14 protein-coding genes are annotated in these 24,410 nt (G+C 73.9%); 12 read left to right on the top strand and 2 right to left on the bottom strand.

All coding sequences use genetic code 11. The annotated features are described in order from the left end of the window. Positions 1-497 precede the first annotated feature (497 nt). The 7 genes from QWJ13_RS14165 (at position 498) to QWJ13_RS14135 (ending at position 7,741) form a co-directional block, all read left to right on the top strand. Entirely contained in the window at positions 498-2,147 is a 1,650-nt protein-coding gene (locus QWJ13_RS14165; RefSeq protein ID WP_316524422.1) for an NRAMP family divalent metal transporter, read from the top strand. Between the two features lie 103 nt (positions 2,148-2,250). Then, a complete protein-coding gene (locus tag QWJ13_RS14160; RefSeq protein ID WP_316524419.1) occupies positions 2,251-2,511 on the top strand; it encodes a hypothetical protein in 261 nt (86 codons plus the stop codon). Between the two features lie 61 nt (positions 2,512-2,572). Then, on the top strand, positions 2,573-2,962 hold the full coding sequence (locus tag QWJ13_RS14155) for a winged helix-turn-helix domain-containing protein (protein ID WP_316524418.1): 390 nt from the start codon (positions 2,573-2,575) through the stop codon (positions 2,960-2,962). 77 nt (positions 2,963-3,039) lie between these two features. Continuing rightward, positions 3,040-3,567: a hypothetical protein gene (locus tag QWJ13_RS14150; protein WP_316524416.1), complete on the top strand. Its 528-nt coding sequence runs from the start codon at positions 3,040-3,042 to the stop codon at positions 3,565-3,567. 86 nt (positions 3,568-3,653) lie between these two features. Next, on the top strand, positions 3,654-5,459 hold the full coding sequence (locus QWJ13_RS14145) for an ABC transporter permease (protein ID WP_316524414.1): 1,806 nt from the start codon (positions 3,654-3,656) through the stop codon (positions 5,457-5,459). A 26-nt stretch (positions 5,460-5,485) separates the two neighbouring features. Continuing rightward, the gene (locus tag QWJ13_RS14140) at positions 5,486-6,868 is read left to right on the top strand and encodes an ABC transporter ATP-binding protein (RefSeq protein ID WP_316524413.1); all 1,383 of its coding nucleotides are present in this window, start codon (positions 5,486-5,488) and stop codon (positions 6,866-6,868) included. 339 nt (positions 6,869-7,207) lie between these two features. Further along, positions 7,208-7,741, top strand: coding sequence for a nucleoside deaminase (locus QWJ13_RS14135; RefSeq protein ID WP_316524410.1), 534 nt, complete (start codon positions 7,208-7,210; stop codon positions 7,739-7,741). Between the two features lie 201 nt (positions 7,742-7,942). On the opposite strand, the gene QWJ13_RS14130 is transcribed toward QWJ13_RS14135, so the two are convergent. After that, complete coding sequence (locus QWJ13_RS14130) at positions 7,943-8,356, bottom strand: ArsR/SmtB family transcription factor (protein ID WP_316524409.1); 414 nt, start codon at positions 8,354-8,356, stop codon at positions 7,943-7,945. 265 nt (positions 8,357-8,621) lie between these two features. Here QWJ13_RS14130 and QWJ13_RS14125 point away from each other — a divergent pair, with 265 nt between their 5' ends. Further along, a complete protein-coding gene (locus tag QWJ13_RS14125; protein WP_316524408.1) occupies positions 8,622-9,431 on the top strand; it encodes a hypothetical protein in 810 nt (269 codons plus the stop codon). Positions 9,432-9,539: 108 nt separating this feature from the next. Then, positions 9,540-10,889, top strand: a complete 1,350-nt coding sequence (locus tag QWJ13_RS14120; RefSeq protein ID WP_316524406.1) for a helix-turn-helix domain-containing protein — start codon at positions 9,540-9,542, stop codon at positions 10,887-10,889. A 15-nt stretch (positions 10,890-10,904) separates the two neighbouring features. Here QWJ13_RS14120 and QWJ13_RS14115 read toward each other — a convergent pair whose 3' ends face one another. After that, the gene (locus tag QWJ13_RS14115) at positions 10,905-11,858 is read right to left on the bottom strand and encodes a helix-turn-helix transcriptional regulator (RefSeq protein ID WP_316524404.1); all 954 of its coding nucleotides are present in this window, start codon (positions 11,856-11,858) and stop codon (positions 10,905-10,907) included. Between the two features lie 356 nt (positions 11,859-12,214). On the opposite strand from QWJ13_RS14115, the gene QWJ13_RS14110 reads away from it, so the two are divergent. The 3 genes from QWJ13_RS14110 to QWJ13_RS14100 all read left to right on the top strand — a co-directional run bounded on the left by QWJ13_RS14110 (position 12,215) and on the right by QWJ13_RS14100 (position 24,344). Further along, positions 12,215-13,546, top strand: coding sequence for an IS256 family transposase (locus QWJ13_RS14110; RefSeq protein ID WP_316524403.1), 1,332 nt, complete (start codon positions 12,215-12,217; stop codon positions 13,544-13,546). A 334-nt stretch (positions 13,547-13,880) separates the two neighbouring features. After that, a complete protein-coding gene (locus QWJ13_RS14105) occupies positions 13,881-14,093 on the top strand; it encodes an MbtH family protein (protein ID WP_316524402.1) in 213 nt (70 codons plus the stop codon). A 699-nt stretch (positions 14,094-14,792) separates the two neighbouring features. Continuing rightward, on the top strand, positions 14,793-24,344 hold the full coding sequence (locus tag QWJ13_RS14100; RefSeq protein WP_316524401.1) for a non-ribosomal peptide synthetase: 9,552 nt from the start codon (positions 14,793-14,795) through the stop codon (positions 24,342-24,344). The last annotated feature ends 66 nt before the right edge of the window (positions 24,345-24,410 follow it).

Below are 24,410 nucleotides of genomic sequence, written 5' to 3'. Positions count from 1 at the left end.
GTTCTACCAAGTACGCAAGTATCACCCTGGAGCAGGGATAAGCTCTGAGCAGTTGGGGTGAACCGGCGGTCGCGTTGCGCGGGCCGGTGAACTCCTTGCCGCGTCGATGACACGCACCACGGGGTGCGCCGGCCGGGAGGAGGCGGGAGACATGGATTGCAGTAGTCCGGGCCACAGTTGCCCCTACCCCCGCCTGCCCTCGTACACCTCCGGCACGCGGTAACACCTTTCCCTGCGCCAGCTTCTGACGTCACGTCACCTTCAACACGGCACGTCCGCACGCGACTTCGCCATGCCCGCACGCCATCGTCCGGGCCGCGGCGTCGCGCGCCGATGCGCCGTGCCCGAACGCGACAAGCAAGCACGCAAGCCCGCCGGCACGCACACGACGAGCACAGCGCGCACGCACGCCTGCGGACGAACACGCGAGCACCCAGGGAACGACGCCGCCTGCCTCCGACCCGCCCCGGCTGACCGGGGCCCTGGGAGGAACCCCCATGACCATCCACACCACCCTCGACTCCATAGCGCCGGAGCCCCGTTCGGCCGTCCTCGACGACGCGCACGTCGGCGACATCAAGGGCGCGCTCGGCACCATCCGGCTCGACGACACCACCCCCCGCCACGGCCTGTCGGCGCGGCTGAAGACCCTGCTCGCGATCGTCGGCCCCGGCCTGATCGTGATGGTCGGCGACAACGACGCCGGCGCCTTCTCCACCTACGGGCAGGCCGGACAGAACTACGGCACCAAGCTGCTGTGGACGCTGCTGATGCTCGTCCCGGTGCTCTACGTCAACCAGGAGATGGTGCTGCGCCTGGGCGCCGTCACGGGGGTCGGGCACGCCCGGCTGATCCTGGAGCGCTTCGGAAAGTTCTGGGGCGCGTTCAGCGTGATCGACTTGTTCCTGCTGAACGCGCTGACGCTGGTCACCGAGTTCATCGGGGTCACGCTGGCGGCCGGGTACCTGGGCCTGCCGAAGGCGGCCTCGGTGGTGCTGGCGGCCGGGATCATCATCGCCTCGGCCTTCACCGGCTCCTTCCAGCGCTTCGAGCGGGTCGCCGTCACCCTGTGCCTGGGCTCGCTGCTGCTGGTCCCGATCTACTTCCTGCTCCACCCGAAGACCTCGCAGATGGCCCACGACTTCGTGGTGCCCACCATGCCCGGCGGCGCGGGCGAGCTGGCCGCCGTGATGCTGGTGATCGTCTCCATCGTCGGCACCACCGTGGCGCCCTGGCAGCTGTTCTTCCAGCAGTCCTACGTCATCGACAAGCGGATCACCCCGCGCTTCATGTCGTACGAGAAGGCCGACCTGTGGATCGGCATCGTGATCGTGATCGTCGGCGCCGCCGCCATGATGGGCCTCACCGCCGCCGCCTTCGCCGGTACGGACGGCTTCGGGCAGTTCTCCGACGCGGCCGCCGTCGCCCGCGGCATCGAGGACAAGGCCGGGCACCTGGCGGGCGTGCTGTTCGCGATCGCGCTGCTGGACGCCTCGATCATCGGCGCCTTCGCCGTCTCCCTGTCCACCGCGTACGCGATCGGCGACGTCTTCGGCATCAGGCACTCGCTGCACCGCGGGGTCAAGGGCGCCAAGGGCTTCTACGGGATCTACGCGGGCCTGGTCGTGGTCGCCGCCGCGATCACCCTGCTCTCCACCGACTACACCCAGGGCCTGATGACCCAGTTCGTCCAGGTGCTGGCCGGGGTGCTGCTGCCCTCCGCGACCGTCTTCCTCCTGCTGCTCTGCAACGACAAGGCCGTCCTCGGCCCCTGGGTGAACGGTCCCAGGACCAACGCCTTCACCTCGGCCGTCGTCGGCGTCCTGGTGATGCTCTCGCTGATCCTCACCGCCGCCGTGGTCTGGCCGGACATCAGCTCCGACGCGATCCTGTGGATCATGGCCGGCTGCGGCGTCTCCGGGGTGCTCGTCGCCGGGTACTTCTTCACCTTCGGGCGGCGCGGCACCAAGGAGGACCCCATCGACCGCACCGGCCGGGAGGACTGGCGGATGCCCCCGCTGGAGACCCTCGACAAGCCGGTGATGTCCACCGCCCGCAAGGTCGGCATGGGCGCGCTGCGCGCCTACCTGCTGGTCGCGATGGCCATGGTCATCGTCAAGATCGTCCAAACCGCGCTGAACCACTGAGCCGCGCGGGAGCCATCGAGCCATCCGGCTCCCCGCGCGCCCTCCCCGCGCGCCCTCCCGCGCGCCCTCCCCGTCCGTCGTCCTGTCACGGAGGTGACCTGCCATGACCATCGTCGCCACTTTCCGGCCCACCCGTCCCCTCACCGATCGGGGCCGACTGCGCTCCAGCCTCGCCGCCGTCGGCCGACGCCTGGCAGCGAGCCCACTGGACAGCCCCGTCCTCCGGGCCGTCCCGGCTCCGGCCGCCGGCCCGGGGGACAACCCGGCGGTCGGGGCCGCACGCGGGCTGCGGGCCCGCTGGCGGACCGTCACCGCGCCGGACGGCACCACCCGGCTGGAAGCCGGCTGGCACCCCGCCCGCTGAGCGGCCCCCACCCCCACCCGACCGACCCCACCCCACCCGCCTCCGAAGGAGCCCGACCACCATGGCCCTGCGCTACCCCCGGATCGACGCCCTCTTCTCGGACCGACCGGTGACCGCCCCGAACCGCCGCCCCACCCCGCAACCGGCCCCCGCGCCCGGACTGGTGGTGGACACCGAGCAGCGGATCGTCACCGTCGAGGGCCGTCCCGTCACCATGCCGTTCCTGGAGTTCGAACTGCTCGCCCACCTGGTCGGCAACCCGCTGCGGGTGCACTCCCGGCGCCAGCTGATGGAGACCGTCTGGGGCCGCCTGGACACCGGCGACTCCCGCACCGTCGCCACCCACATCGCCCGGATCCGGCGCAAGCTCGGCCCCGGGCACCGGGAGGCGATCGCCACCGTCCGGCAGATCGGCTACAAGTACGACCCCAAGCTGGCCCGGACCGCCTGAGGACCACTGCCCGAGAACGCGGCACTGTCCGAAAACGGCACGCTGCCCGAGAACGCACGAGGAGGAGGACCTCCGCGATGACCCGAACCGTCCTGTTCCCCCGGACCGGCAGAGGCACCGCGCTGTGCGGCGTCCTGCTGCTGGTCACCGCCGAGGGCCTGGCCGTCGGCCTCGCGCCCCACCCGCTGCGGCTCTTCCTGTCCGGCACGCTCATCGGCGCCTCGGTCGCCGGGCTGCTGCTCGCCCTGCTGCTGGCCGGCAGCCGGCGGCGGGCGGGCACGGCCGCGCTGCTCGCGGGGGCCCGGGCCGGGGGCGAGGACACCCAGTGGTTCAGCGCCCGCTCGCTGGACGGCTTCCCGATGGAGCAGGTCCGCCCACTGCTGCTCGCCCCCGGCGCGCCCGGCCTGAGCCGGCTCTACACCGCCTGGGTGTTCGCCACCCACGGCCAGGACCCCCGGTGGATCGCCCGGCACCTGGACCTGCCCGGCCGGACCGCCCGGCTGCTGGTCACCGAGGCCCGTCGGCGCACCGGGGCCGGCCCGGCCGCCGCGTCCGGCCCGTCCGCGCCGACGTCCGCGGGGCCGACGTCCGCGGGGCCCGGGTAGCACCCCCGAGGCAGCAGCCCACGGGACGGGTTTGCGTACGGACCTACCGAGGGAGCAGACTGCCCGGGTTTGCGCCGGAGGTACCGATGACCCTGCCGAAGCCCACCCCGGGCCGGTCCCGCAGCCCGCTGCCGGCCCTGTCCCGGGCCTCGCCGCCCGGCCGGCCCCGCGGCTCGCTGCCCGCCCGCACGGCCGGCCGCCTCGGCGGGCGGGTGTGGGTGGACCTGGTCGTCGCGGCCGCCGTCCTGGTGCTGCTCTACCTCGCGCTGCGCCTCGGCCAGGGCGGCACCCTGCGCTTCTCCACCGCCCGGGACGCGGCCGTCGACACCGACCCGGCCCGGCTGCCGTACGACGCGCTGCGCTCGCTGCTGCGGATGTTCGCCGCGCTCGCCGTCTCGGTCGTCTTCACCTTCTGCTACGCCTACGCCGCCGCCCGCAGCCGCCGGCTGGAGCGGGTGCTGATCCCGGCCCTGGACATCCTCCAGTCGGTGCCGGTGCTCGCCTTCCTGAGCGTCGCCGTCTCCGGCTTCCTCGCCCTGTTCCCCGGCTCGATGCTCGGCCTGGAATGCGCGGCCGTGTTCGCCATCTTCACCTCCCAGGCCTGGAACATGACCTTCGCCTTCTACCAGGCCCTGGTCTCGCTGCCGCGCGAACTCGACGAGCTGTCACGCTCGTTCGGGTTCAGCCGGTGGACGCGGTTCTGGAAGGTCGAGCTGCCCTCGGGCATGATCGGCCTGGTCTGGAACGGCATGCTCGGCTTCGGCGGCGGCTGGTTCTTCCTGGTCGCCTCCGAGGCGATCACCGTGGACAACCAGCGGTACGCGCTGCCCGGGGTCGGCTCGTACGCGGGCGCGGCCATCGCCGCCGGGGACCTCGGCCGGGTCGGCTGGGCGATCGCCACCATGGTGGTGCTGGTGATCGGCGTCAACTTCCTGTTCTGGCGGCCGCTCACCGCCTGGGCCGAACGGTTCAAGAACGAGCAGTCCGAGGCCACCGAGGTCCAGCGCTCGATGGTGCTCGACCTGCTGCGCCGCTCCCGCCTGCCCACCGCGCTCGGCCGGGCGCTGCGCCCCGTCGGGCGGGCCCTGAACCGGGCCGGACGGGTGTTCGGCACCGTCGACCGCCCGCCCGCCGTCCACCCCCAACGGCGGCGGGCCGGGGACGTGGCCTTCGCCCTCGTCTCCGGCGGCATCGTGCTCTGGGGCCTCGTCGACCTCGGCCGCTACCTCGCCGAGCGCACCGGCCTCGGCGTCTTCGGCGAGCCGCTGCTGCTCGGGCTCGCCACCGCCGCCCGGGTGGTGGTGCTGGTCGCGGTGGCCACCGTGGTCTGGGTGCCGATCGGGGTGAAGATCGGCTTCTCGCCCCGGCTGACCCGGATCGCCCAGCCCGTCGTCCAGGTACTGGCCAGTTTCCCGGCCAACTTCCTCTACCCGCTCGCCATCTGGCTGCTGCTGCGCACCGGGGTGTCGATCGACCTCGGCGGCATCCTGCTGATGGCGCTCGGATCCCAGTGGTACATCCTGTTCAATGCCATCGCCGGCGCCATGGCCGTCCCCGCCGACCTGCGCGAGGCCATGGACGACCTGGGCGTGCGCGGCTGGCAGCGCTGGCGGCGGCTGATCATCCCGGCCGTCTTCCCGGCGTACGTCACCGGCGGCATCACCGCCTCCGGCGGCGCCTGGAACGCCTCCATCGTCGCCGAGGTGGTCACCTTCGGCGGCACCACGCTGACCGCGACCGGCCTCGGCGCGTACATCGCCCGGGCCGCCGAACACGGCGACCACCCGCACCTGCTCGCCGGGGTCGCGGTGATGAGCCTGTACGTCGTCGCCCTCAACCGTCTGCTCTGGCGCCGGCTGTACCGGCTGGCCGAGCGGCGCTACTCGCTGTAGTCCACGCTGTCGTCCGGAGTCCGCCGATGCGCTTCCCCTTCCGCTCCCGTGCCGCCGCCGTCCCTCCTGTCACCCCCGGCGCCGTCCCCGGCCCACAGGACGAGGTCCTGCTGGAGACCGTCGGCCTGACCAAGGCCTACGCCGGGGCCGCCGGACAGCTGCCGGTGCTCTCCGGCATCGACCTCACCGTGCGGGCCGGCGAGATCGTCGCGGTGCTCGGACGCTCGGGCTCCGGCAAGTCCACCCTGCTGCGCTGCCTGGCCGGACTGATCCCGCCCAGCTCCGGCACCGTCCGCTACCGCGACACCCCGCTCACCGGCGCCAACCCCGGCACCGCGCTGGTCTTCCAGACCTTCGCTCTGCTGCCCTGGCTGACCGTCCGGCAGAACGTCGAGCTCGGCCTGGAGGCCCGCGGGGTACCGCCCCGGGAACGCTCCCGGGCCGCCGCCCAGGCCATCGACCTGATCGGCCTGACCGGCTTCGAGTCCGCCTACCCCAAGGAGCTCTCCGGCGGCATGCGCCAGCGGGTCGGCTTCGCCCGGGCGCTGGTCGTCGAGCCGGACGTGCTGATGATGGACGAACCGTTCTCCGCGCTCGACGTGCTCACCGCCGAGAACCTCCGCGGCGAACTGATGGAACTGTGGGACTCCGGCCAGTTCCCCACCCGAGCGGTCGTCCTGGTCACCCACAACATCGAGGAGGCGGTGCTGATGGCCGACCGCATCGTCGTCCTCGGCGCCCGCCCGTACGGGACCATCCGGGAGACCGTCGAGGTCGTCCTGGAGCGGCCGCGCGACCGCGACTGCGCCGCCTTCGACGAACTGGTCGACCGGGTGTACCGGATCATGACCGGCCGGCCCAAGGACACCCGGGCACCCGGCCGCGCCGGCCCCGGCCCGGACCTCGACCCGGACCGCCGCACCGTCGCCAGCGCCCCGCTGCCCAGCGCCGGAGTGGACGGCCTCACCGGTCTCGCCGAGACGATCGCCCACCGGGGCGGCAGCTGCGACCTGGCCGGACTCGCCGACGAACTCGGCCTGGACATCGACGACCTCCTCCCCCAGGTCGACGCCCTCGACCTGCTCGGCTTCGCCGAGGTGCACGGCGACGACCTGCTGCTCACCGAGACCGGCACCGCCTACACCGGGGCCGACGGCCCGGACGCCCGCGCCGTCTTCGCGGCCGCGGCCCTGGAGGTCCCGCTGGTCAAGCTGATCGCCAACAGCCTCGGCGGCCGGCCCGGCGCCAGCGTGCGCACCGGCTTTCTGCGCGACCTGCTCGGCCGCCACTACACCGTGGAGCAGACCGACCGGCAGCTGGAGACGGCGACCGACTGGGGGCGCTACGCCGGGCTGTTCGCATACGACGCCGACCGGCAGGAGTACCGGCTGGAGCAGCGGGCGGAGTAGCGGCCGGGGTAGCAGCCGGCGTAGCGGGCGGGGTAGGGACCGGGGTAGCAGCCGGCGTAGCCGGACGTGCGGCCGGAACCGCTCTGGTCGGCCGGCGGAAACCGTCGCATGTCCCGCGCGCCGCGCACCGCCCGCCGAGAATGCCGTCGTGGCCGGCCCACCCCGTCGCGCCGGCACGTCGACCGGACGGAGAACACAGGGATGTTGGACAGGCGCTCCTTCCTCGGAACCGCCGCCGCGGCCGGGGCCGTTCCGTACGCCGCGCACGCCATACCGGTCGCGCCGTCGAAACCGCAGGCGCTACCTCAGTCGCGGTCGCAGTCTCAGTTGCAGTCTCAGTTGCAGTCACAAGACCAGGACCAGGGCCAGGGCCAGAAGGAGGATCAGGGCCAGCGGCGCGCCCACGAGTACTTCATGGCCCAGGCGATCATCGAGGGTCGCAAGCTGCCGCGCTACCCCTTCGGAGCGGTGATCGTCCGGTCCGGGCTGGTGGTGGCCCGCGGTGTCAACGCGTCGGCGAAGAACCCGACGGACCACGGGGAGATCGTCGCCATCGACGACCTCGCCCAGCGGACGGAGGCCCATGACTGGGGTGCCACGACGCTGTACACGACCTCGGAGCCCTGCCCGATGTGCATGAGCGCCTGTGCGTGGGCCGGCATCCGGCGGGTCGTGTGGGGGACGTCGATCGAAGGGCTGCGCCGCACCGGGTTGGACCAGATCGGCATCTCCGCGACGGCCGTGGCCGCTGCCTCCCGGTCCTTCTACTCCCCGCAGCTGCTGCTCGGCGGCGTGCTGGCCGACCAGACGGATGCGTTGTTCCGCCGGGCCCAGGCCATCCGCGACGGCGAGATCCCGGCGGACGCCGGCTGATCCGGTGCCGCTGACCCGGTACGGCTGATCCGATTCCACCGACCCGGTACGGCCGACCCGGTACGGCCGGTCCGATTCAATCAACCCGATGCAACCGACCCGGTACGGCTGACCCGGTATCACCGACCCGACATGACCGACTCGATGCCACCGACCCGATACGAGTGATCCGGTACCGCCGACCCGATACGGCCGCTCCGGTCAGCCCGTCGCGGGCCGCCGCCGCACCGCCCGGACCGCGCGGGCGAAGGGCTGCGGCGCGGTCGCCCCGGCCGCCGGGGCGCCGTCGTCGTCACCGCCGTCACGGCGGGCCGGCAGGTCGTGGGCGATCAGCGCGGCCTCGGTGAGCAGCCCGCGCACCTCGGTGGCCCGGTAGAAGATCCGCGTCCCCTCTCGCCGCGCCACCACCAGCCCGGCGGCCCGCAGCTTCGCCAGGTGCTGCGAGGTGGCCGCCACGTGCGCCCCCAACAGCTCGGCCAGTTCGCTCACCGGCAGTTCCCGCCGGCTCAGCGCCCACAGCAGCCGGTACCGCGACGGGTCCGCCACCGCCTTCAGTACCGCCACCGCCCGCTCGGCCGCCTCGGAGTCCCAAGCCTCCTGCTCCGCACCACCCATGCCCCCGATCGTACCGACGCCTGCCGTGCCGCCCCCTCCCGAGCGGTCGGCACGGCCCCGCGGGGGCTCCGGAACGTCCCAGGACGCCGTTCCAGGCAGGAGCGAAACCGCAGGTCAGAGGGGGTGAAACCGTTCCAGCGTCCCGCCTTGGCCGGGAAGACTGGCGGACCGGCCGGGCGGCGGACCAGAGTTCTGCCCAGCGGTCGGAGCCGATAGCCCGCCGCCCGGCCCGCTCCTCACTCACATCCATTACGGGGGAACCTCCATGTCCGTTCGCCGTGCCGTGTCCGCTCGCCGCACCCTGTTCGTCCCGGCCGCCCTCGCCCTGGGCGCCGCCCTCACCCTGACCGCCTGCGGATCGGACGGCGGCGAGGCCGCCCAGCCCGCGAAGCCTTCCCAGGCCACCGCGGGCACCCCCGCCCCCGGCGCCTCGGCCGGCGCCACCCCGGGAGCGGCGGCCGGCGCCCCGGCCGGTGCCGAGCCCGCCGCCCAGCCGAGCGCCGGCGCTCCGGCCACCAAGGCCCCCGGCGCCGCTCCCGTCGGCGCGAGCTCCGCCCGCCCCAAGACCCCCGTGGCCCCCGCCACGGCCGGCGGGGGCGCGGCCGGTGGCGATGAGGCCTACGCCTACACCCACTCCTGCAAGGGCGACGTCGTGACGGTCAAGGTGAGCACCCGGACCGGGGCGCCCAACCAGCGGGTGATCGAGGTGCACAACCCGGGCAGCACCTACTGCGGCCTGAGCTACTACCCGCTCGTCGTCATCGGCAAGGCGGACGCCGCCGACCGCAGCGACAACGTCGCCCCGCTGGTGCCGGGCGGCCTGGGCGGTCCGCCGTCCTACGCGCTGGCGCCCGGCAAGAGCACCTACGCCGTGATCGACCTCAACCCCGGCAGCGGCGTCTCGCGCGACTGGGACGAACTGAACGTCCTGGCCGACGACCAGATGGCCAACGCCTACACCCACAACTTCCCGCTCGGTGCCGGCGCGAAGGTGGGCAAGCAGCCGAAGCTCGGCCTGTACCGGGAGACCGTCGAGCTCGCCACCTCGTCCATGGAGCAGGCCGGCAAGAGCTGACCCGCCCCCTCGCTCCCCCTGCTCCGGGCCCCACCCGGGTCTGCCGGTACGGTGATCCGCACATCGACGGCATCCCCGGGCCAGGCCGGGGTGGGGGAAGGGCGGCACATGAGTGTGGAGACCGAGGAGTTCGCGGCGGCGCTGCGCGAGCTCAAGGAGCGTTCGGGACGCAGCTACGGCGCCCTGGCCACCCGGCTGCACGTCAGCACCTCGACTCTGCACCGCTACTGCAACGGCGCCACGGTGCCGACCGAGTACGCGCCGGTGGAGCGGCTGGCGCGGGCCTGCGGGGCGGGTGACGAGGAACTGGTCGAGCTGCACCGCCGCTGGATCCTGGCCGACGCGGCCCGCCGCCGGGAGGCGTCCTCGGTGAACACCCTGGCGAACGCCCCGACAAACATCCCGGCCGCCGCCGAGCCGCCGCCCGCGCCCGCTGTCGCCGAGCCGGTGGAGACACCGTCAGAGGCGCCGTCAGCGGCATCGAAAGAGACACCGAAAGAGGCATCGGACGAGGAGGAGGTGACGACCGTGCACCCCGCGCCCCCGCCTGTCCCGTCGCGCCGCCGCACCCGGGTGCTGCTGAGCGCGACCGCCGTGGCCGCGCTCGCCGCCGTGGTCTCGGTCTTCGCCCTGCACGACGCCGGCGGCACGACGACCCCCTCGGCGTCGGCCTCCACCGCCCCGATGGCCGCCGGAGCGGTGGCCCCCACCCCGGCTCTCCCCGCTCCCGCGGACACCCCGCCCACGGCCGCCTCTCCCACCGCCGCGGAGACCCCCGTCCCGGAGACCACCACCCCTTCCCCGACCGCCTCCGCGAGCCCCGAGGACATCCCCGCCCCCTTCTCCGTCACCGTCCTCAACAACAACTGGGGCAGCCTCTGCGACCAGTGGTTCCTGTCCGCCCGCGCCCCCTCCCAGGTGACCCCGCCCCCGCCGTCCTCCGGCCGGGTCGACAGCTGGGCCTCCTCCCAGCGCATGGTCCCGGCGGGGCACCTGCGGATCGAGCTGACCGCCCAGGGCGCGAGCGCCGACACCGTCGTGCTGAACGCCATGTACGTACAGGTGGTCAGCACCCGGCCGGCCCCCAAGTGGAACGCCTACACGCCTGGCGACGGCTGCGGCGGCGGCCTCGAACCGGCCTCCTTCGCGGTCGACCTGGATGCCCCCGCACCGCGCGCCGTCGCCGTCCCGGGCCAGGAGGGCGCACGGAAGACCGCCACGACCCACTTCCCGTACAAGATCACGAACAGCGACCCGCAGGTGATCGACGTGGACGCCTCCACCCGCTCCCAGGACGTCAGCTGGTTCCTCGAACTGGTCTGGTCCGACGGCACCCAGAAGGGCACCCTGCGGGTCGACGCCGGCGACCACCAGCCGTTCCGCACCGTCGGCCGACACGGCGCGCCCAACTACTCCTACAACGGCACCTCCTGGGCCCCGGACAAATCCGGCGACTGACCGCCGGGCGCCCCGTCAGGGTTCGTCGAGGGGGTCGTCGAGGACGCCCTGGCGGGCGATGATGTAGCCGAGGTGGCCGCGGCTTCGGCTGCCGAGGAGTTCGCTGGCCTTCTGGATGTGGCTGGAGACGGTGCGGGTGCTCATGCCGAGGCGGGTGGCGATGGCCTCGTCGGTGTAGCCGTTGACCATCAGGCGCAGGACGTTCTGGCGGGTGCGGGCGGTGAGCAGGCGGGGGCGGTGGTGGCCCTGTTGGTAGGTGACGGGTTCGGCGCGCTCCCACATCAGCTCGAAGATCTTGAGCAGGTACTCGACCAGCGGCGGGAGCTGGATGAGCATCGCCGCGGCCTCGCGGTCGGCGCCGGCCGGGATGAAGGCGGTGGTGCGGTCGCAGATGATCACCCGGTCGAAGACCTCGGTCAGGGTGCGCACCTGGGCGCCCTGGGCGGTGACCTGCTCGATGTAGGCGAGCGTCGGGCCGTGCGAGCGCACGGTGTGCTGGTAGAGGGTGCGCTGGCGCACGCCGCGGCCGGCCAGGGCGAGGTCGCGCGGGAGGGCGTCGGCCAGTTGCTCGGGGGCGCGGCCGCCGCCCGGCTGGGCGGTGAGCAGTTCCTCGGTGCAGGCGGCGACGGCCTTCTCCAGCGCGGGGCTGATCTCCTCGCCGGCCAGTAGGCGGATCGGCAGTTCGGCCCGCCGCATGACGTCCCGGTAGGCGTGTTCGGCGGCGTGGAAGGAGGTGTTCAGGGCCGCGATCCGCTCCTGGTGGGCCAGGACGGCGAGTTCGAGCGGCCGGGTCAGGCCGGTGGCGGCGATGTCGGGCGGGACGGGGGCCAGTCGCTCGTCGGAGCCGGGTATCGGGCGCAGCAGGCCCATCGCCAGCAGGCATTCGGGGGCCTCGCCCCTGGCCTCGCCCTCGGCCAGTGCCGTCCGGTAGAACTCGATGCCGCGTTCGCAGAGCTGGGGGGATCCCATTTCGACACTGTTGTCCTGGGTTGGGCACATCTGGGCATCCTTCCGGCTTCGGCATTGCGATTTCACGAATGCCCGTACCGGTCATCACCAGGCAGCAGAACCGGCAAGATGAAGAGTGACTGCCGTTCGGAAGCCGCCCCCCGGGCTCCGACAGCCGTGAGTGTACGCCCAACGGTCGAGGAAATCATCGGCGGACCGTAGTCAGGCGGGTACGGAGACAGGGGAGCCGATGGTGACGGTCGCGGATCCGGCAGCACCCGACAGTGGTGGCCGGAAGGTCGCAGAGGGATCACCGGCCCCGCGCCTTCGGCGTTCCGTCAGGTGCTCACGGCGGCGCGCGGCGCAGGGATCGACCCATGGACGGAAGGCACCACCAGTTGCGAGCTGACTCCGACCCCGCGACACCGTCCGCCGCCCTGACCGGCTTGGTGGACCAGCGCCTGGTACGACAGTTGGCGGAGGCCGCCGCCGCGCAGGTCGACTCCGGCGCGGTGCGGCTGCTGGGCGACGGCGGGCTGCTCCAGGCCTTCGCCAAGCAGCTGATCGAGGGCGCGCTGGAGCTCGAACTCCAGGAGCACCTGAGGAGTTCCGAGACGGAGTCTGGAACCGGAACCGGAACCGGAACCGGCACCGGAACCGGCACCGGCACCAACGGCCGTAACGGCACCCGGGCCAGACGGCTGCTCACCGAGATCGGCCCGGTCGAGGTGCGGGTGCCCCGGGACCGCGAGGGCAGCTTCTCCCCCAAGGCCGTCCTGCCCCGGGCCCGTCGACTGCCCGGACTCGACCGGCTGGTGATCTCGCTGACCGCGCGCGGCCTCAGCTCGGGCGAGCTGGTGGCGCACCTGGCCGAGGTGTACGGCGTGGAGCTGAGCCGGGAGACCGTCTCGGCGATCACCGACCAGGTGTTGGACGAGCTCGCCGAGCGGCGCGGGCGGCGGCTGGACCCGGTCTACCCGGTGGTCTTCGTCGACTCGGTGCGCAGCGGCCGCTCGGGCGGGCCGCTGGTGCACCTGGCGCTCGGGATCTGTGTCGAGGGCCGGCGCGAGGTGCTGGGGCTGTGGCCGGCCGCGGACGGGGAGCAGTGGCCGCGGGTGCTGGCGGGGCTCGCCGAACGCGGGGTGCGGGAGGTGTGGACGCTGGTCGGCGGCACCGGCGCGGTGCTGGCCGAGGCGGCGGCCGAGCGGTGGCCGCGCACCGTGGTGCACGGTTCGGTGGCCCAGCTGCTGCACTCCGCGCTGCGGCACGCGCCCGGCGAGGACTGGGGTGCGCTCTCCCGGGCGCTGCGCGAGACCTGTACGGCGCCCACCGAGGAGGCGGCGCTGGAGCGGTTGGCGCGCGCCGAGCGGGACTGGGGGCCGAGCCACCGCGAGGTGTTCCGGGTCTGGCGGTCGGCGTGGCCGCTGCTGGCCCCCGGCTTCCGTTTCGGCCCCGAGGCACGGCGCTTGCTGACCGGCGGGGGCGCGTTGGAGCGGCTGCACGCCCGGCTGCGCCGGATCGAGCAGGCGGCGGGGCGGGTGCAGGACGAACGGGCCGCGCTCAAGCGCGCCTACCTGGCGACGCTCGCCCTGGAGTCGCCCACCGGGGCGGGGCAGCCGTGGATCGAGGACTGGCCCGCCATCCGGGAGGAGCTGCGCCGTGGATCACACGGCCCGGGTTCCACTGGCGCGTTGGTTTCCCACCCCTGAGCCGGGCTCCCACCACTGATCTGACAGCACCAGGTGCTATTTGGATCATGTCTGTCTGCATTTGACAGGATCTGACCGGGCTTCCGGTTCACGCATTGCGTGTTCACGATCAGATCCAGAGCTTCCACGCACGTTTCGGCCTTCGGCAGGATGCGTTTCAGAGCGAAGAGGGCAGACCGCCCTTCTCTGGAAGAGGATCGAGCAATGCCAAGCCTTACGCCCTCCCTGGACTCCGGCTGGGGTCGGTGAGTCCCGCCCACCCGGCGTGACCCCTTCCCCTCCATCTCCTCGCAATGCCCTGAACCGTGACGCTCCGACCCGAGAGGAACCGACGATGGCGAACCCGTTCGAGGACCCCGAGGCCAGCTACCTCGTGCTGGTGAACGACGAGGGACAGCATTCGCTCTGGCCGGCCTTCAGCCCGGTGCCCGCCGGCTGGCAGCAGGTCTTCGGCGCCGCCGGACGGCAGGAGTGCCTGGACCACGTCGAGCAGAACTGGCAGGACCTGCGCCCGAAGAGCCTGATCGCGCACCTGTCCGAGAGCTGACCGCGGCGCACCCGCCGTAGGACCGCCGCAGGACCGCCGAGTCCCGGTCGCAGGACTGCCGACTCCCGGCACCCGACACCCCGCCGAACAGCCGCTCACCCGGCGCCCTCTCGGCGACAGGCACAGCAGGCACAACAGACACAACAGGCACAACAGGCATGACAGGCGTAGAACGGCCCGCCGCTCACCCGGCCCGCTGACACCGCCTCACCATTCCACCGCAGCACCCCACCGCCGCACGGCCCCACGGCCGCTTCGTCATGTCGTCGGCGCCACCCCGGGTCCGATGTCTACGCGCGTGTATCGATACACAAACATCAATACAAGCGCATCGATACGCTTGCATCGATGCAAGCGCATCAGTGCACGTGTATCGATCCGCTCGTATCGATCCGCACGATCCGCACGTATCGATACGAGCCATGTATCGACACCAATGCATCGATTCGCGCGAATCGATTCGCATGCATCGAACAGCAGCGGCGTGCGACCACCGGCGTGCAACCACCCTCCGCACCGCCGTACCGCCGCACCGCTGCACCGCCGTGCCCCCACCGGTACGCGCTTCGACATCACACGCGGCACCCGCACCACGACCGCACCATCGCTCCGCCGACCGCCGGGCCGACCGCCCCGAGGGTCAGCCCAGCCAGCCGCTCCCGCCACCGCGGGGGCCAGCCGCATGAGGGAGAGAGTCACATGTCCGGGGCCCAGCAGACGCACAGAGCCGAGCAGCGGCCGGAACCGGCCGAGGTCCTGTGCCGTCCGACCCTCACCGAGCTGGTCGACGCCCAGGTCGCCCGTACCCCGGACGCCCCCGCGCTGTACGCCGAGGGCACCACCCTCACGTACGCCGAACTGGACGCCCGCGCCAACCGGCTGGCCCGGGAGCTGGCCGCCCGCGGCCTGGGCACCGAGGACGTCGTCGCGCTGGCCCTGCCGAAGTCCCCCGAGGCGATCGCCGCGATCCTCGCCGTGGCCAAGACCGGCGCCGCCTGGCTGCCCGCCGACCCGGCCTACCCGGCCGAGCGGCTGCGCCACATGCTGACCGACTCCCGCGCCGCCCTGGTGCTCACCACCGCCGAGGCCGCCGGGCAGCTGCCCGACACCGGCGCCCCCCGGCTGCTGCTCGACTCCGCCGAGCACCTCGCCGCCCTCGACGCCCGGTCCGGCACCCCGTTCACCGCCGCCGAGCGGGTGCGCCCGCTGAGCGCGCCGAACACCGCGTACGTCATCTACACCTCGGGCTCCACCGGCGTGCCCAAGGGCGTGGCCGTCACCCACACCGGGCTGCCCAGCATGATCGCCACCCAGGTCGCGGCCACCGGGGTCGGCCCCGGCAGCCGGGTGCTCCAGGCCTCCTCGCTCAGCTTCGACGTCTCGGTCTCCGACCTGTCGGTGGCGCTCACCACCGGCGCCGCGCTGGTCCTGCCGCGCGAGCAGAGCCAGCTGGTCGGTGAGCCGCTGGCCGCCCTGATCGACCGGTTCGGCGTCACCCACGCCGACATCGCCACCGCGATGATCTCCACCCTGCCCGACCTGCCGATGCCCTCGCTGCGCACCCTGATCGGCGGCGGCGAGGCCGTCTCCCGAGAGCTGGCCGCCCGCTGCGGCCGCGGCCGGCTGATGCTCAACAGCTACGGCCCGACCGAGGCGACCGTCATCGTCTCGATGAGCGAGCCGCTGACCGGCGATGAGCAGCCGCCGATCGGCCGGCCCTGCCGGGACGTGCGCATCCACGTGCTGGACGAGCTGCTGCGCCCGGTCGAGCCGGGCACCGTCGGAGAGCTGTACCTGGCCGGCCCGCACCTGGCCCGCGGCTACCTGAACCGTCCGGGCCTGACCGCCGAGCGCTTCGTGGCCGACCCGTACGGCGAGCCCGGAAGCCGGATGTACCGCACCGGGGACCTGGGCAGCTACCGCCCGGACGGCCAGCTGGACTTCCTCGGCCGGGCCGACGACCAGGTGAAGATCCGCGGCTTCCGGGTGGAGCTCGGTGAGATCGAGCAGACCCTGTCCGCCCATCCCGAGGTGCGCCAGGCCGTGGTGCTGGTCCGCGAGGACCGGCCGGGCGAGCGCCGGCTCGTCGGCTACGCGGTCGGCGCCGCCGATCCGGCCGAGCTGCGGGCGTACTGCGCCGAGCGGCTGCCCGACCACATGGTGCCCACCGTGGTGGTGCTGGACCGGCTGCCGCTGACGCCCAACGGCAAGGTGGACAAGCGCGCCCTGCCCGCGCCGGTGTTCGGCGCCGGCGAGGACGGCGGCCGGGCCCCCGCCGGGGAGCTGGAGCACACCCTGGTCCGGCTGTTCGGCGAGGTGCTGGGCCTGCCCCGGGTGGGCGTCACCGACTCCTTCTTCGAGCTGGGCGGCGACTCCATCGTGGCCATCCAGCTGGTCTCCCGGGCCCGGCACTCGGGCCTCCAGCTCACCCCGCGCGAGGTGTTCCTCGCGCCGACCGTCGAAGCGCTGGCGCTGCTCGCCCGCCCGCTGGAGGGGCCGGTCGTCGTCGAGCCCGAGGGGGCCGGCCTCGGCGAGGTGCCGCCGACGCCGATCGTGCACTGGCTGGCCGCGCAGCAGGGCGCGGTGGAGAGCTTCTACCAGTCCACCCTGCTCACCCTGCCCGCCGGCACCACCCAGGAGCAGCTGACCGCCGCCGTCCAGGCCTTGCTCGACCACCACGACCTGCTGCGCGCCCGGACCTCCCCGCTCGCCGAGCGCCCCTGGACGCTGCACGTGCCCGAGCCCGGTGCCGTCCCGGCCGGCGAGGTGCTGCGGCTGGTCGGGGGCCCGGCCGACGCCGGGGCACTGCGCGCCGAGACCGAGGCCGCCCGGGAGCGGCTGTCCCCCGAGGACGGCCGGATGGTCCAGGCCATACGCTTCGACGCCGGCCCCGAACTGCCCTCGCAGCTGCTGCTGGTGATCCACCACCTGGTGGTGGACGGCGTCACCTGGCGCATCGTCGAGGAGGACCTGCTCGGCGCGCTCACCGCCCTGCGCGAGGGCCGCGCCGTCGAGCTCGCGCCCGTGCCCACCTCCTTCCGCCGCTGGGCCCAGCGGCTCACCGCCGAGGCGCGGACCGACCGCCGGGCCGCCGAACTCCCGCTCTGGGAGGCCGCGTTGGCCACCCCTGACCCGTTGCTCGGGGAGCGCCCGCTGGACCCGGCGCGGGACACCTACGCCACCGAGGGCACGCTGCGGCTGGTGCTGCCCGCCGAGACCACCCGGGCGCTGCTGACCAAGGTCACCGCCGCCTACCACGCCCAGGTCAACGACGTGCTGCTGACCGGGCTGGCGCTGGCCCTCGGCCACTGGCGCGGCCCGGAGACCACCGGGGCCGACGGCGCCGTGCTGGTCACCGTCGAGGGCCACGGCCGCGAGGAGGTCGTCGACGGCGTCGACCTGCACCGCACCGCCGGCTGGTTCACCTCCGTCTACCCCGTCCGGCTCGCCCCCGGCGCGCTGGACTGGTCCGAGGTCACCGCGGCCGGTCCCGAGCTGGGCCGGGCCCTCGGCCGGGTGAAGGAGCAGCTGCGCGCCGTCCCGGACAACGGCATCGGCTTCGGCCTGCTGCGCCACCTCAACCCGGCCACCGCCGCCGTTCTCGACGGCTACGCCGACCCGCAGATCGAGTTCAACTACCTGGGCCGCTTCGCCCCCGAGGGCGTCACCGCCGAGGACGTGCTGGCCGGCGCCGAGGCGATGACCGAGGGCGCCGCCGCCGGTCTGGCGCTCGGCCGGGTGCTCGGCCTGGACGCCACCACGGTGGACACCCCGCAGGGCCCGCTGCTGGTCGCCCAGTGGTCCTACGCCACCGGGCTGCTCTCCGAGGAGCGGGTGCGGGCCTTCGCCGAGGCCTGGTTCGCCGCGCTGGGCGCGCTCGCCGCGCACGCCGAGCGGCCGGACGCGGGCGGGCACACCCCCTCCGACTTCCCGCTGGTCGCGCTCACCCAGGGCGAGCTGGACGCACTCGCCGCCCACCACGCCCCCGCCCGGCTGGTGGACGTCTGGCCCACCTCGCCGCTCCAGCAGGGCATGGCCTTCCACTCGGCGTACGACGCCGAGGGCGCGGACGTCTACACCTCGGTCGTCACCTTCGACCTCACCGGCCCGGTGGACGCCGACCGGCTGCGTGCCGCCGCCGAGGCGCTGCTGGTCCGCCAGCCGAACCTCAAGGCCGCCTTCCACCAGCGGCACGACGGCCCGCCCGTCCAAGCCATCCCGGACGGCGTCGAACTGCCCTTCACCGTCGTCGACGTGAGCGACCACGCGGACCCGCGGGCGGAGGCCGCCCGGATCGCCGCCGCCGAGTACGGCCGCCGCTTCGACCTCGACCGGCCGCCGCTGCTGCGCTACACCCTGCTCAGACTCGCCCCCGGGCGCCACCAGCTGATCGCCTCCGCGCACCACATCCTGCTGGACGGCTGGTCCACCCCGCTGTTCGCCGAGGAGCTGTGGGGCCTGTACTTCGAGCGGCCGATGGCCCCGGCGGCCCCGTACCGCGAGTACCTGCGCTGGATCACCCGGCGCGACGGCTCGGCCGCCCGCGCCGCCTGGGCCCAGGCCCTGGCCGGCGCCGACGAGCCGACCCTGCTCGCCCCCGGCCGCTCGGCCGCCACCCCGCAGCTGCCGCTGCGCCTGCACACCGGGCTCACCCCGGAGGCCACCGAGGCGCTCGCCCGCACCGCCCGCCGCTACGGCGTCACCCTCAACACCCTGGTCCAGGCGGCCTGGGGCGTGCTGCTGGCCCGGCTCACCGGGCGCGAGGACGTGCTGTTCGGCACCACCGTCTCCGGTCGGCCGCACGATCTGCCGGGCGTGGAGCGGATGATGGGCCTGCTCATCAACACCGTGCCGGTGCGGGTGCGCCTGGAGCAGGCGGAGAGCTGGGGCCAGTTGCTGCTGCGCCTCCAGCACGAGCAGTCCGCGCTGCTGGACCACCAGCACCTCAGCCTCACCGAGATCCAGCAACTCGCGGGCGTGGGAAGCCTGTTCGACACCGTCACGGTGTACGGCAACTACCCGGACCCGTCCGCCCTGGACGACGCCGACCCGAGCGGCGCCACCCGCGTCACCCTGGTCGAGGACGTGGACAGCGCCCACTACCCGCTGGTGCTGGCCCTCACCCCCGGCGACGGCCTCCAGCTGCGACTGGACCACCAGCCGGACGCCTTCACCGCCGAGCAGGCCCGCACCCTGCTGGACCGCTTCCTCGCCCTGCTGGAGCGGATCGTCGCCGACCCGGCCGAACTCGTCGGTACCGTGGAGGTGTTGACCGCCGCCGAGCGCGCCGTCCTGCTCGCCGAGTGGGCCGGCACCTGCGCCCCGCCGCCGGCCGGCTCGCTGCCCGAGCTGTTCGAGGCGCGGGCCGCCGCGACCCCGCGGGCACTCGCGCTCACCGCCGAGGACGCCGAGCTCACGTACGCGCAACTCAACGCCCGGGCCAACGGCTTGGCGCGCCGACTGGTCGAGGCGGGCGTCACCCGGGAGACCCCGGTCGCGCTGATGATCGACCGCTCGGCCGCCCAGGTGGTGGCGATCCTGGCGGTGCTCAAGGCCGGCGGCCTCTACGTACCGCTGGACGACGCCCAGCCGGCGGACCGGCTGCGCACCGTCCTCGCCGACGCCGGCGCCACCTTGGTGCTGGCCGATGACGCGCACCGCGAGCACCCCGCGCTGGCCGGGCTGACGGTGCTCGACCCGCACGCCGAGGAGCACCCGGAGAACCTCGGACTTCCGCTGCACGCCGAGCAGTTGGCGTATGTGATGCACACCTCCGGCTCGACCGGCATGCCCAAGGGAATCGCCATCACCCACCGCTCGGTGGCGGACCTGGCGCTCGGCGGCCAGTTCACCGAAGGCCACGAACGGCTGCCGGTGCACGCGCCCTCCGCCTTCGACGCCTCCACCTACGAGATCTGGACCCCGCTGCTCTCCGGCGGCCAACTGGTCGTCGCCCCGGCCGGCCGGCTCGGGATCGCCGAGCTGGCGGCGGTGATCGGCCACGAGCGGACCACCTCCGCCTGGATCAGCGTCGGCCTGTTCAACGTGCTGGCCGCCGAGGCCCCGGAGACCTTCACCGGGCTGCGGGAGGTGTGGACGGGCGGCGACATCGCCTCGCCGACGGCCATGCGACGGGTGCTGGAGAGCTGCCCCGGGCTGCGGCTGGTCAACGTCTACGGGCCGACCGAGACGACCACCTTCGCGACCCACTTCCCGATGACCTCGGCCGCCGAGGTGCCGGGCGTCGTCCCGATCGGCCGGCCGCTGCCCAACAACCTGCTGTACGTGCTGGACGCCGGGCTGCGCCCGGTGCCGGCCGGAGTGGCCGGCGAGCTGTACATCGGCGGCTCCGGCCTGGCCCGCGGCTACGTCGACCGACCCGGCCTGACCGCCGAGCGCTTCGTGGCCTGCCCGTTCGGCGAGGCAGGCGGCCGGATGTACCGCACCGGCGACGTGGTGCGCTGGACGACAGCGGGTGAACTGGAGTTCGTCGGCCGCGCGGACGACCAGGTCAAGCTGCGCGGCTTCCGGATCGAACTCGGCGAGGTGGAGGCCGCGTTCACCGCCCACCCGGCGGTCGGCCAGGTCTGTGCGACGGTCCGCCAGGACCAGCCGGGCGACAAGCGCCTGGTCGCGTACGTCACCGGCGAGGTCGAGGCCGACGAGCTGCGTGGCTTCGTCACCGACCGGCTGCCCGGCTACATGCTGCCGGCCGCGATCGTCGTCCTGGACGAGCTGCCGGTGAACCCCAACGGCAAGGTGGACCGCAAGGCCCTGCCCGCGCCCGACTACAACGGCGCCGACGGCGGGCGCGAGCCGCGCACCGCCACCGAGCGGGCGCTGTGCGAGCTGTTCGCCGAGGTGCTCGGGCTGGCCCGGATCAGCATCGACGACAACTTCTTCGACCGCGGCGGGCACTCGCTGCTCGCCACCAAGCTGGTCAGCCGGATCAGGGCCGGCCTCGGCGCCGAGCTGCCGATCCGCACCCTCTTCGACCACCCGACGGTGGCCCTGCTGGCCGCCGCGCTGCCCGACTCCGCGACGGCCCGCCCGGCCCTGCGGCCCGCCGAGCGGCCCGAGCGCGTCCCGCTCTCCTCGGCCCAGCAACGCCTGTGGTTCATCGAGCAGTTCGAGGGATCGAGCGCGCTGTACAACACCCCCGTCGCGGTCCGGCTGACCGGCGCCGTCGACCTGCCCGCCCTGGAGCAGGCGGTGCGGGACGTGGTGGAGCGGCACGAGGTGCTGCGCACCGTCTTCCCGACCGTCGACGGGCAGCCGCACCAGCTGGTCACCGAAGCTCGCGAGGTGACTCTCCGTCAGCTTCGGGTGGCCGACGAGGCCGAGCTGCGGACCGCGCTGGTCGCGGCCGGCGAGGAGGTCTTCGACCTCGCCCACGACCTGCCGGTGCGCGCCACCCTGCTGTCCCTGCCGCGGGACGAGCACGTCCTGCTGGTACTGATGCACCACATCGCCAGCGATGGCTGGTCGGTGGCCCCGCTCTTCCGCGACCTCGCCGAGGCGTACGAGGCCCGCCGCACCGGCACCGCGCCCGAGCGCGCGCCGCTGCCGGTGCAGTACGCCGACTACACCCTCTGGCAGCGCGAGCTGCTCGGCACCGACGAGGCGCCCAGCGCCCTGCTGACCGAGCAACTCACCTACTGGAAGCAGGTGCTGGCCGACGCCCCGGAGGAGCTGGCGCTGCCCTACGACCGGCCGCGCCCGGCCGCGCCCGGACACCGGGGCGGCCTGGTGGAGGTCCCGGTCGAGGCCGAACTGCACGGTGCGCTGGCCGAGTTGGCGACGGAGCGGAACGCCAGCCTGTTCATGGCGCTCCAGGCCGCGGTGGCCGTCCTCTACACCCGCCTCGGCGCCGGCACCGACCTGCCGCTCGGCACCCCGGTGGCCGGACGTACCGACGAGGCCCTGGACGACCTGGTCGGCTTCTTCGTCAACACCCTGCCGCTGCGCACCGACGCCAGCGGCGACCCGAGCTTCCACGAGCTGCTGGACCGGGTCCGCCGCGCCGACCTGGACGCCTACGACCACCAGGACGTCCCCTTCGAGCGCCTGGTCGAGCACCTCAACCCCACCCGCACCCCGGCCCGCCACCCGCTCTTCCAGACCCTGGTGGCGCTGGAGAGCCGGGTGTCGGTGCCCGCCGCCTTCGGCGACCTGGGCTGCGCGGAGCACCCCTTCGAGCTGGACGTGGCCAAGTTCGACCTGTCCTTCCGCTTCACCGAGCAGGGCCCGCGGGCGGGCCTGACGGTGGCGGTCGAGTACGCCGTCGACCTCTTCGACCACGCCACCGCCGCCGCCCTCGCCGAACGGCTGGTGCGGGTGCTGCGCGCCGTCACGGCCGACGCGGCGGCACCGATCGGCGACATCGAGATCCTCGACCCGGCCGAGCGCGAGCGGCTGCTCACCGGCTGGAACTCCACCACGGCGCCCGTCCCGGACGCCACCCTGCCCGAGCTGTTCGAGGCCCAGGCCGCCGCCACCCCCGACGCGCCCGCGGTGGTCTCCGAGGACGGCACCCTCAGCTACGCCGAACTGGACTCCCGCGCCGAGCACTTGGCCACCCACCTGGCCGGGGCCGGAGTCGGCGCCGAGACCCCGGTGGTCCTGCTGATGGACCGCTCCGCCGACCTGCTGACGGCGATCCTCGCGGTGGCCAAGGCGGGCGGCGTGTACGTCCCGCTGGACGACCGACACCCGGCCGAGCGGCTGCGGAAGATCACCGCCGACACGGCCGCGGCGCTCGTCCTGGTCGACGCCGCGCACCGGGACCACCCGCTGGCAGCCGGCGCCCCCTGCCCCGTACTGCCGCTCACCGCCGGCTGGTTCGACGGTCCGCGCGAGCGGCGCGCCGAGCACGCGGCGCCGCACCCGGAGCAGCTCGCCTACCTGATGTTCACCTCCGGCTCCACGGGGGAGCCCAAGGGCATCGCGATCAGCCACCGGGACGTGGTGCAGCTCGCCACCGACCCGTGCTGGGGCCGCGAGGAGGGCCTGCGGGTGCTGTTCCACGCCCCGCACGCCTTCGACGCCTCGACCTACGAGATCTGGGTGCCGCTGCTCTCCGGCGGTCAGGTGGTCGTCGCCCCGCCGGTCGACCTGGACGCGGCCGCCATCCGCGAGCTGGTGCGGGTCCACGCGCTCACCCACGTCCACGTCACCGCGGGCCTGTTCCGGGTCATCGCGGAGGAGGACCCGGGCATCTTCGCCGGGGTGCGCGAGGTGCTGACCGGCGGCGACGTCGTCTCCGCCCCGGCCGTGCGCCGGGTGCTGGAGGCCGTCCCGGGCATCGCGGTGCGCGCGCTGTACGGGCCCACCGAGACCACCCTGTGCGCCACCCAGTACCCGATGCCCCTCGCCACGGCGGTGCCGAGCACGGTGCCGATCGGGCGCCCGCTGGCGAACACCCGGCTGTACGTGCTGGACGCCCGGCTGCGGCCGGTGCCGGCCGGGGTCGCGGGCGAGCTGTACATCGCCGGGGCCGGCCTGGCCCGCGGCTACGTCGACCGGCCCGCGCTGACCGCCGAGCGCTTCGTCGCCGACCCGTACGGCGGCCAAGGTGAGCGCATGTACCGCACCGGGGACCTCGCCCGCTGGACGGCGGACGGCGTGCTGGAGTTCCTCGGCCGGGCCGACGACCAGGTGAAGATCCGCGGCTTCCGGATCGAACTCGGCGAGGTGGAGGCCGCGTTCACCGCCCACGAGCAGGTCGGCCAGGCGCTCGCGGTGGTCCGCGAGGACCAGCCGGGCGACAAGCGCCTGGTGGTGTACGCCACCGGCAAGGCCACCGCCGGCGAACTGCGCGCCTTCGTCGCGGACCGCCTGGCCGGCTACATGCTCCCGGCCGCCGTGGTGGCGCTGGACAGCCTGCCGGTCACCGCCAACGGCAAGGTCGACCGCAAGGCCCTGCCCGCGCCCGAGTACGCCGGGGCGGTCGAGGGCCGGGCGCCGCGCACCGAGCGCGAACGGGAGCTGTGCGCCCTGTTCGCCGAGGTGCTGGGGGTGCCGACGGTCAGCATCGACGACCGGTTCTTCGACCTCGGTGGGCACTCGCTGCTCGCCACCCGGCTGGTCAGCCGCATCCGCGCCGCCCTCGGCGCCGAGCTGCCGATCCGCACGCTGTTCGACGCACCGACGGTCGCCGCCCTCGCCGCCGTCCTGCCCGGCGGCGAGCAGGCGCCGGCACCCAAGAAGGCCCGCCCGGCCCTGCGGCCGATGCGCCGTCCCCAGGCCTGACGGCAGCGCGCGGGCCGCCCTCCCGGGCGGCCCGCCTCCACCCACCAGCCACAACAGCCGTACGTC

It is taken from the genome of Kitasatospora brasiliensis (assembly GCF_032654805.1).
In the GTDB taxonomy this organism is placed as follows: Bacteria; Actinomycetota; Actinomycetes; order Streptomycetales; family Streptomycetaceae; genus Kitasatospora; species Kitasatospora brasiliensis.
This window is presented reverse-complemented; position numbering and strand designations above follow the sequence as displayed.

Bases quoted from the DNA above. Each gene is read 5' to 3' on its own strand.
- QWJ13_RS14165 (WP_316524422.1), top strand. From the start codon at position 498: ATGACCATCCACACCACCCTCGACTCCATAGCGCCGGAGCCCCGTTCG.
- QWJ13_RS14160 (WP_316524419.1), top strand. From the start codon at position 2,251: ATGACCATCGTCGCCACTTTCCGGCCCACCCGTCCCCTCACCGATCGG.
- QWJ13_RS14155 (WP_316524418.1), top strand. From the start codon at position 2,573: ATGGCCCTGCGCTACCCCCGGATCGACGCCCTCTTCTCGGACCGACCG.
- QWJ13_RS14150 (WP_316524416.1), top strand. From the start codon at position 3,040: ATGACCCGAACCGTCCTGTTCCCCCGGACCGGCAGAGGCACCGCGCTG.
- QWJ13_RS14145 (WP_316524414.1), top strand. From the start codon at position 3,654: ATGACCCTGCCGAAGCCCACCCCGGGCCGGTCCCGCAGCCCGCTGCCG.
- QWJ13_RS14140 (WP_316524413.1), top strand. From the start codon at position 5,486: ATGCGCTTCCCCTTCCGCTCCCGTGCCGCCGCCGTCCCTCCTGTCACC.
- QWJ13_RS14130 (WP_316524409.1), bottom strand. From the start codon at position 8,356: ATGGGTGGTGCGGAGCAGGAGGCTTGGGACTCCGAGGCGGCCGAGCGG.
- QWJ13_RS14125 (WP_316524408.1), top strand. From the start codon at position 8,622: ATGTCCGTTCGCCGTGCCGTGTCCGCTCGCCGCACCCTGTTCGTCCCG.
- QWJ13_RS14120 (WP_316524406.1), top strand. From the start codon at position 9,540: ATGAGTGTGGAGACCGAGGAGTTCGCGGCGGCGCTGCGCGAGCTCAAG.
- QWJ13_RS14115 (WP_316524404.1), bottom strand. From the start codon at position 11,858: ATGGGATCCCCCCAGCTCTGCGAACGCGGCATCGAGTTCTACCGGACG.
- QWJ13_RS14110 (WP_316524403.1), top strand. From the start codon at position 12,215: ATGGACGGAAGGCACCACCAGTTGCGAGCTGACTCCGACCCCGCGACA.
- QWJ13_RS14105 (WP_316524402.1), top strand. From the start codon at position 13,881: ATGGCGAACCCGTTCGAGGACCCCGAGGCCAGCTACCTCGTGCTGGTG.
- QWJ13_RS14100 (WP_316524401.1), top strand. From the start codon at position 14,793: ATGTCCGGGGCCCAGCAGACGCACAGAGCCGAGCAGCGGCCGGAACCG.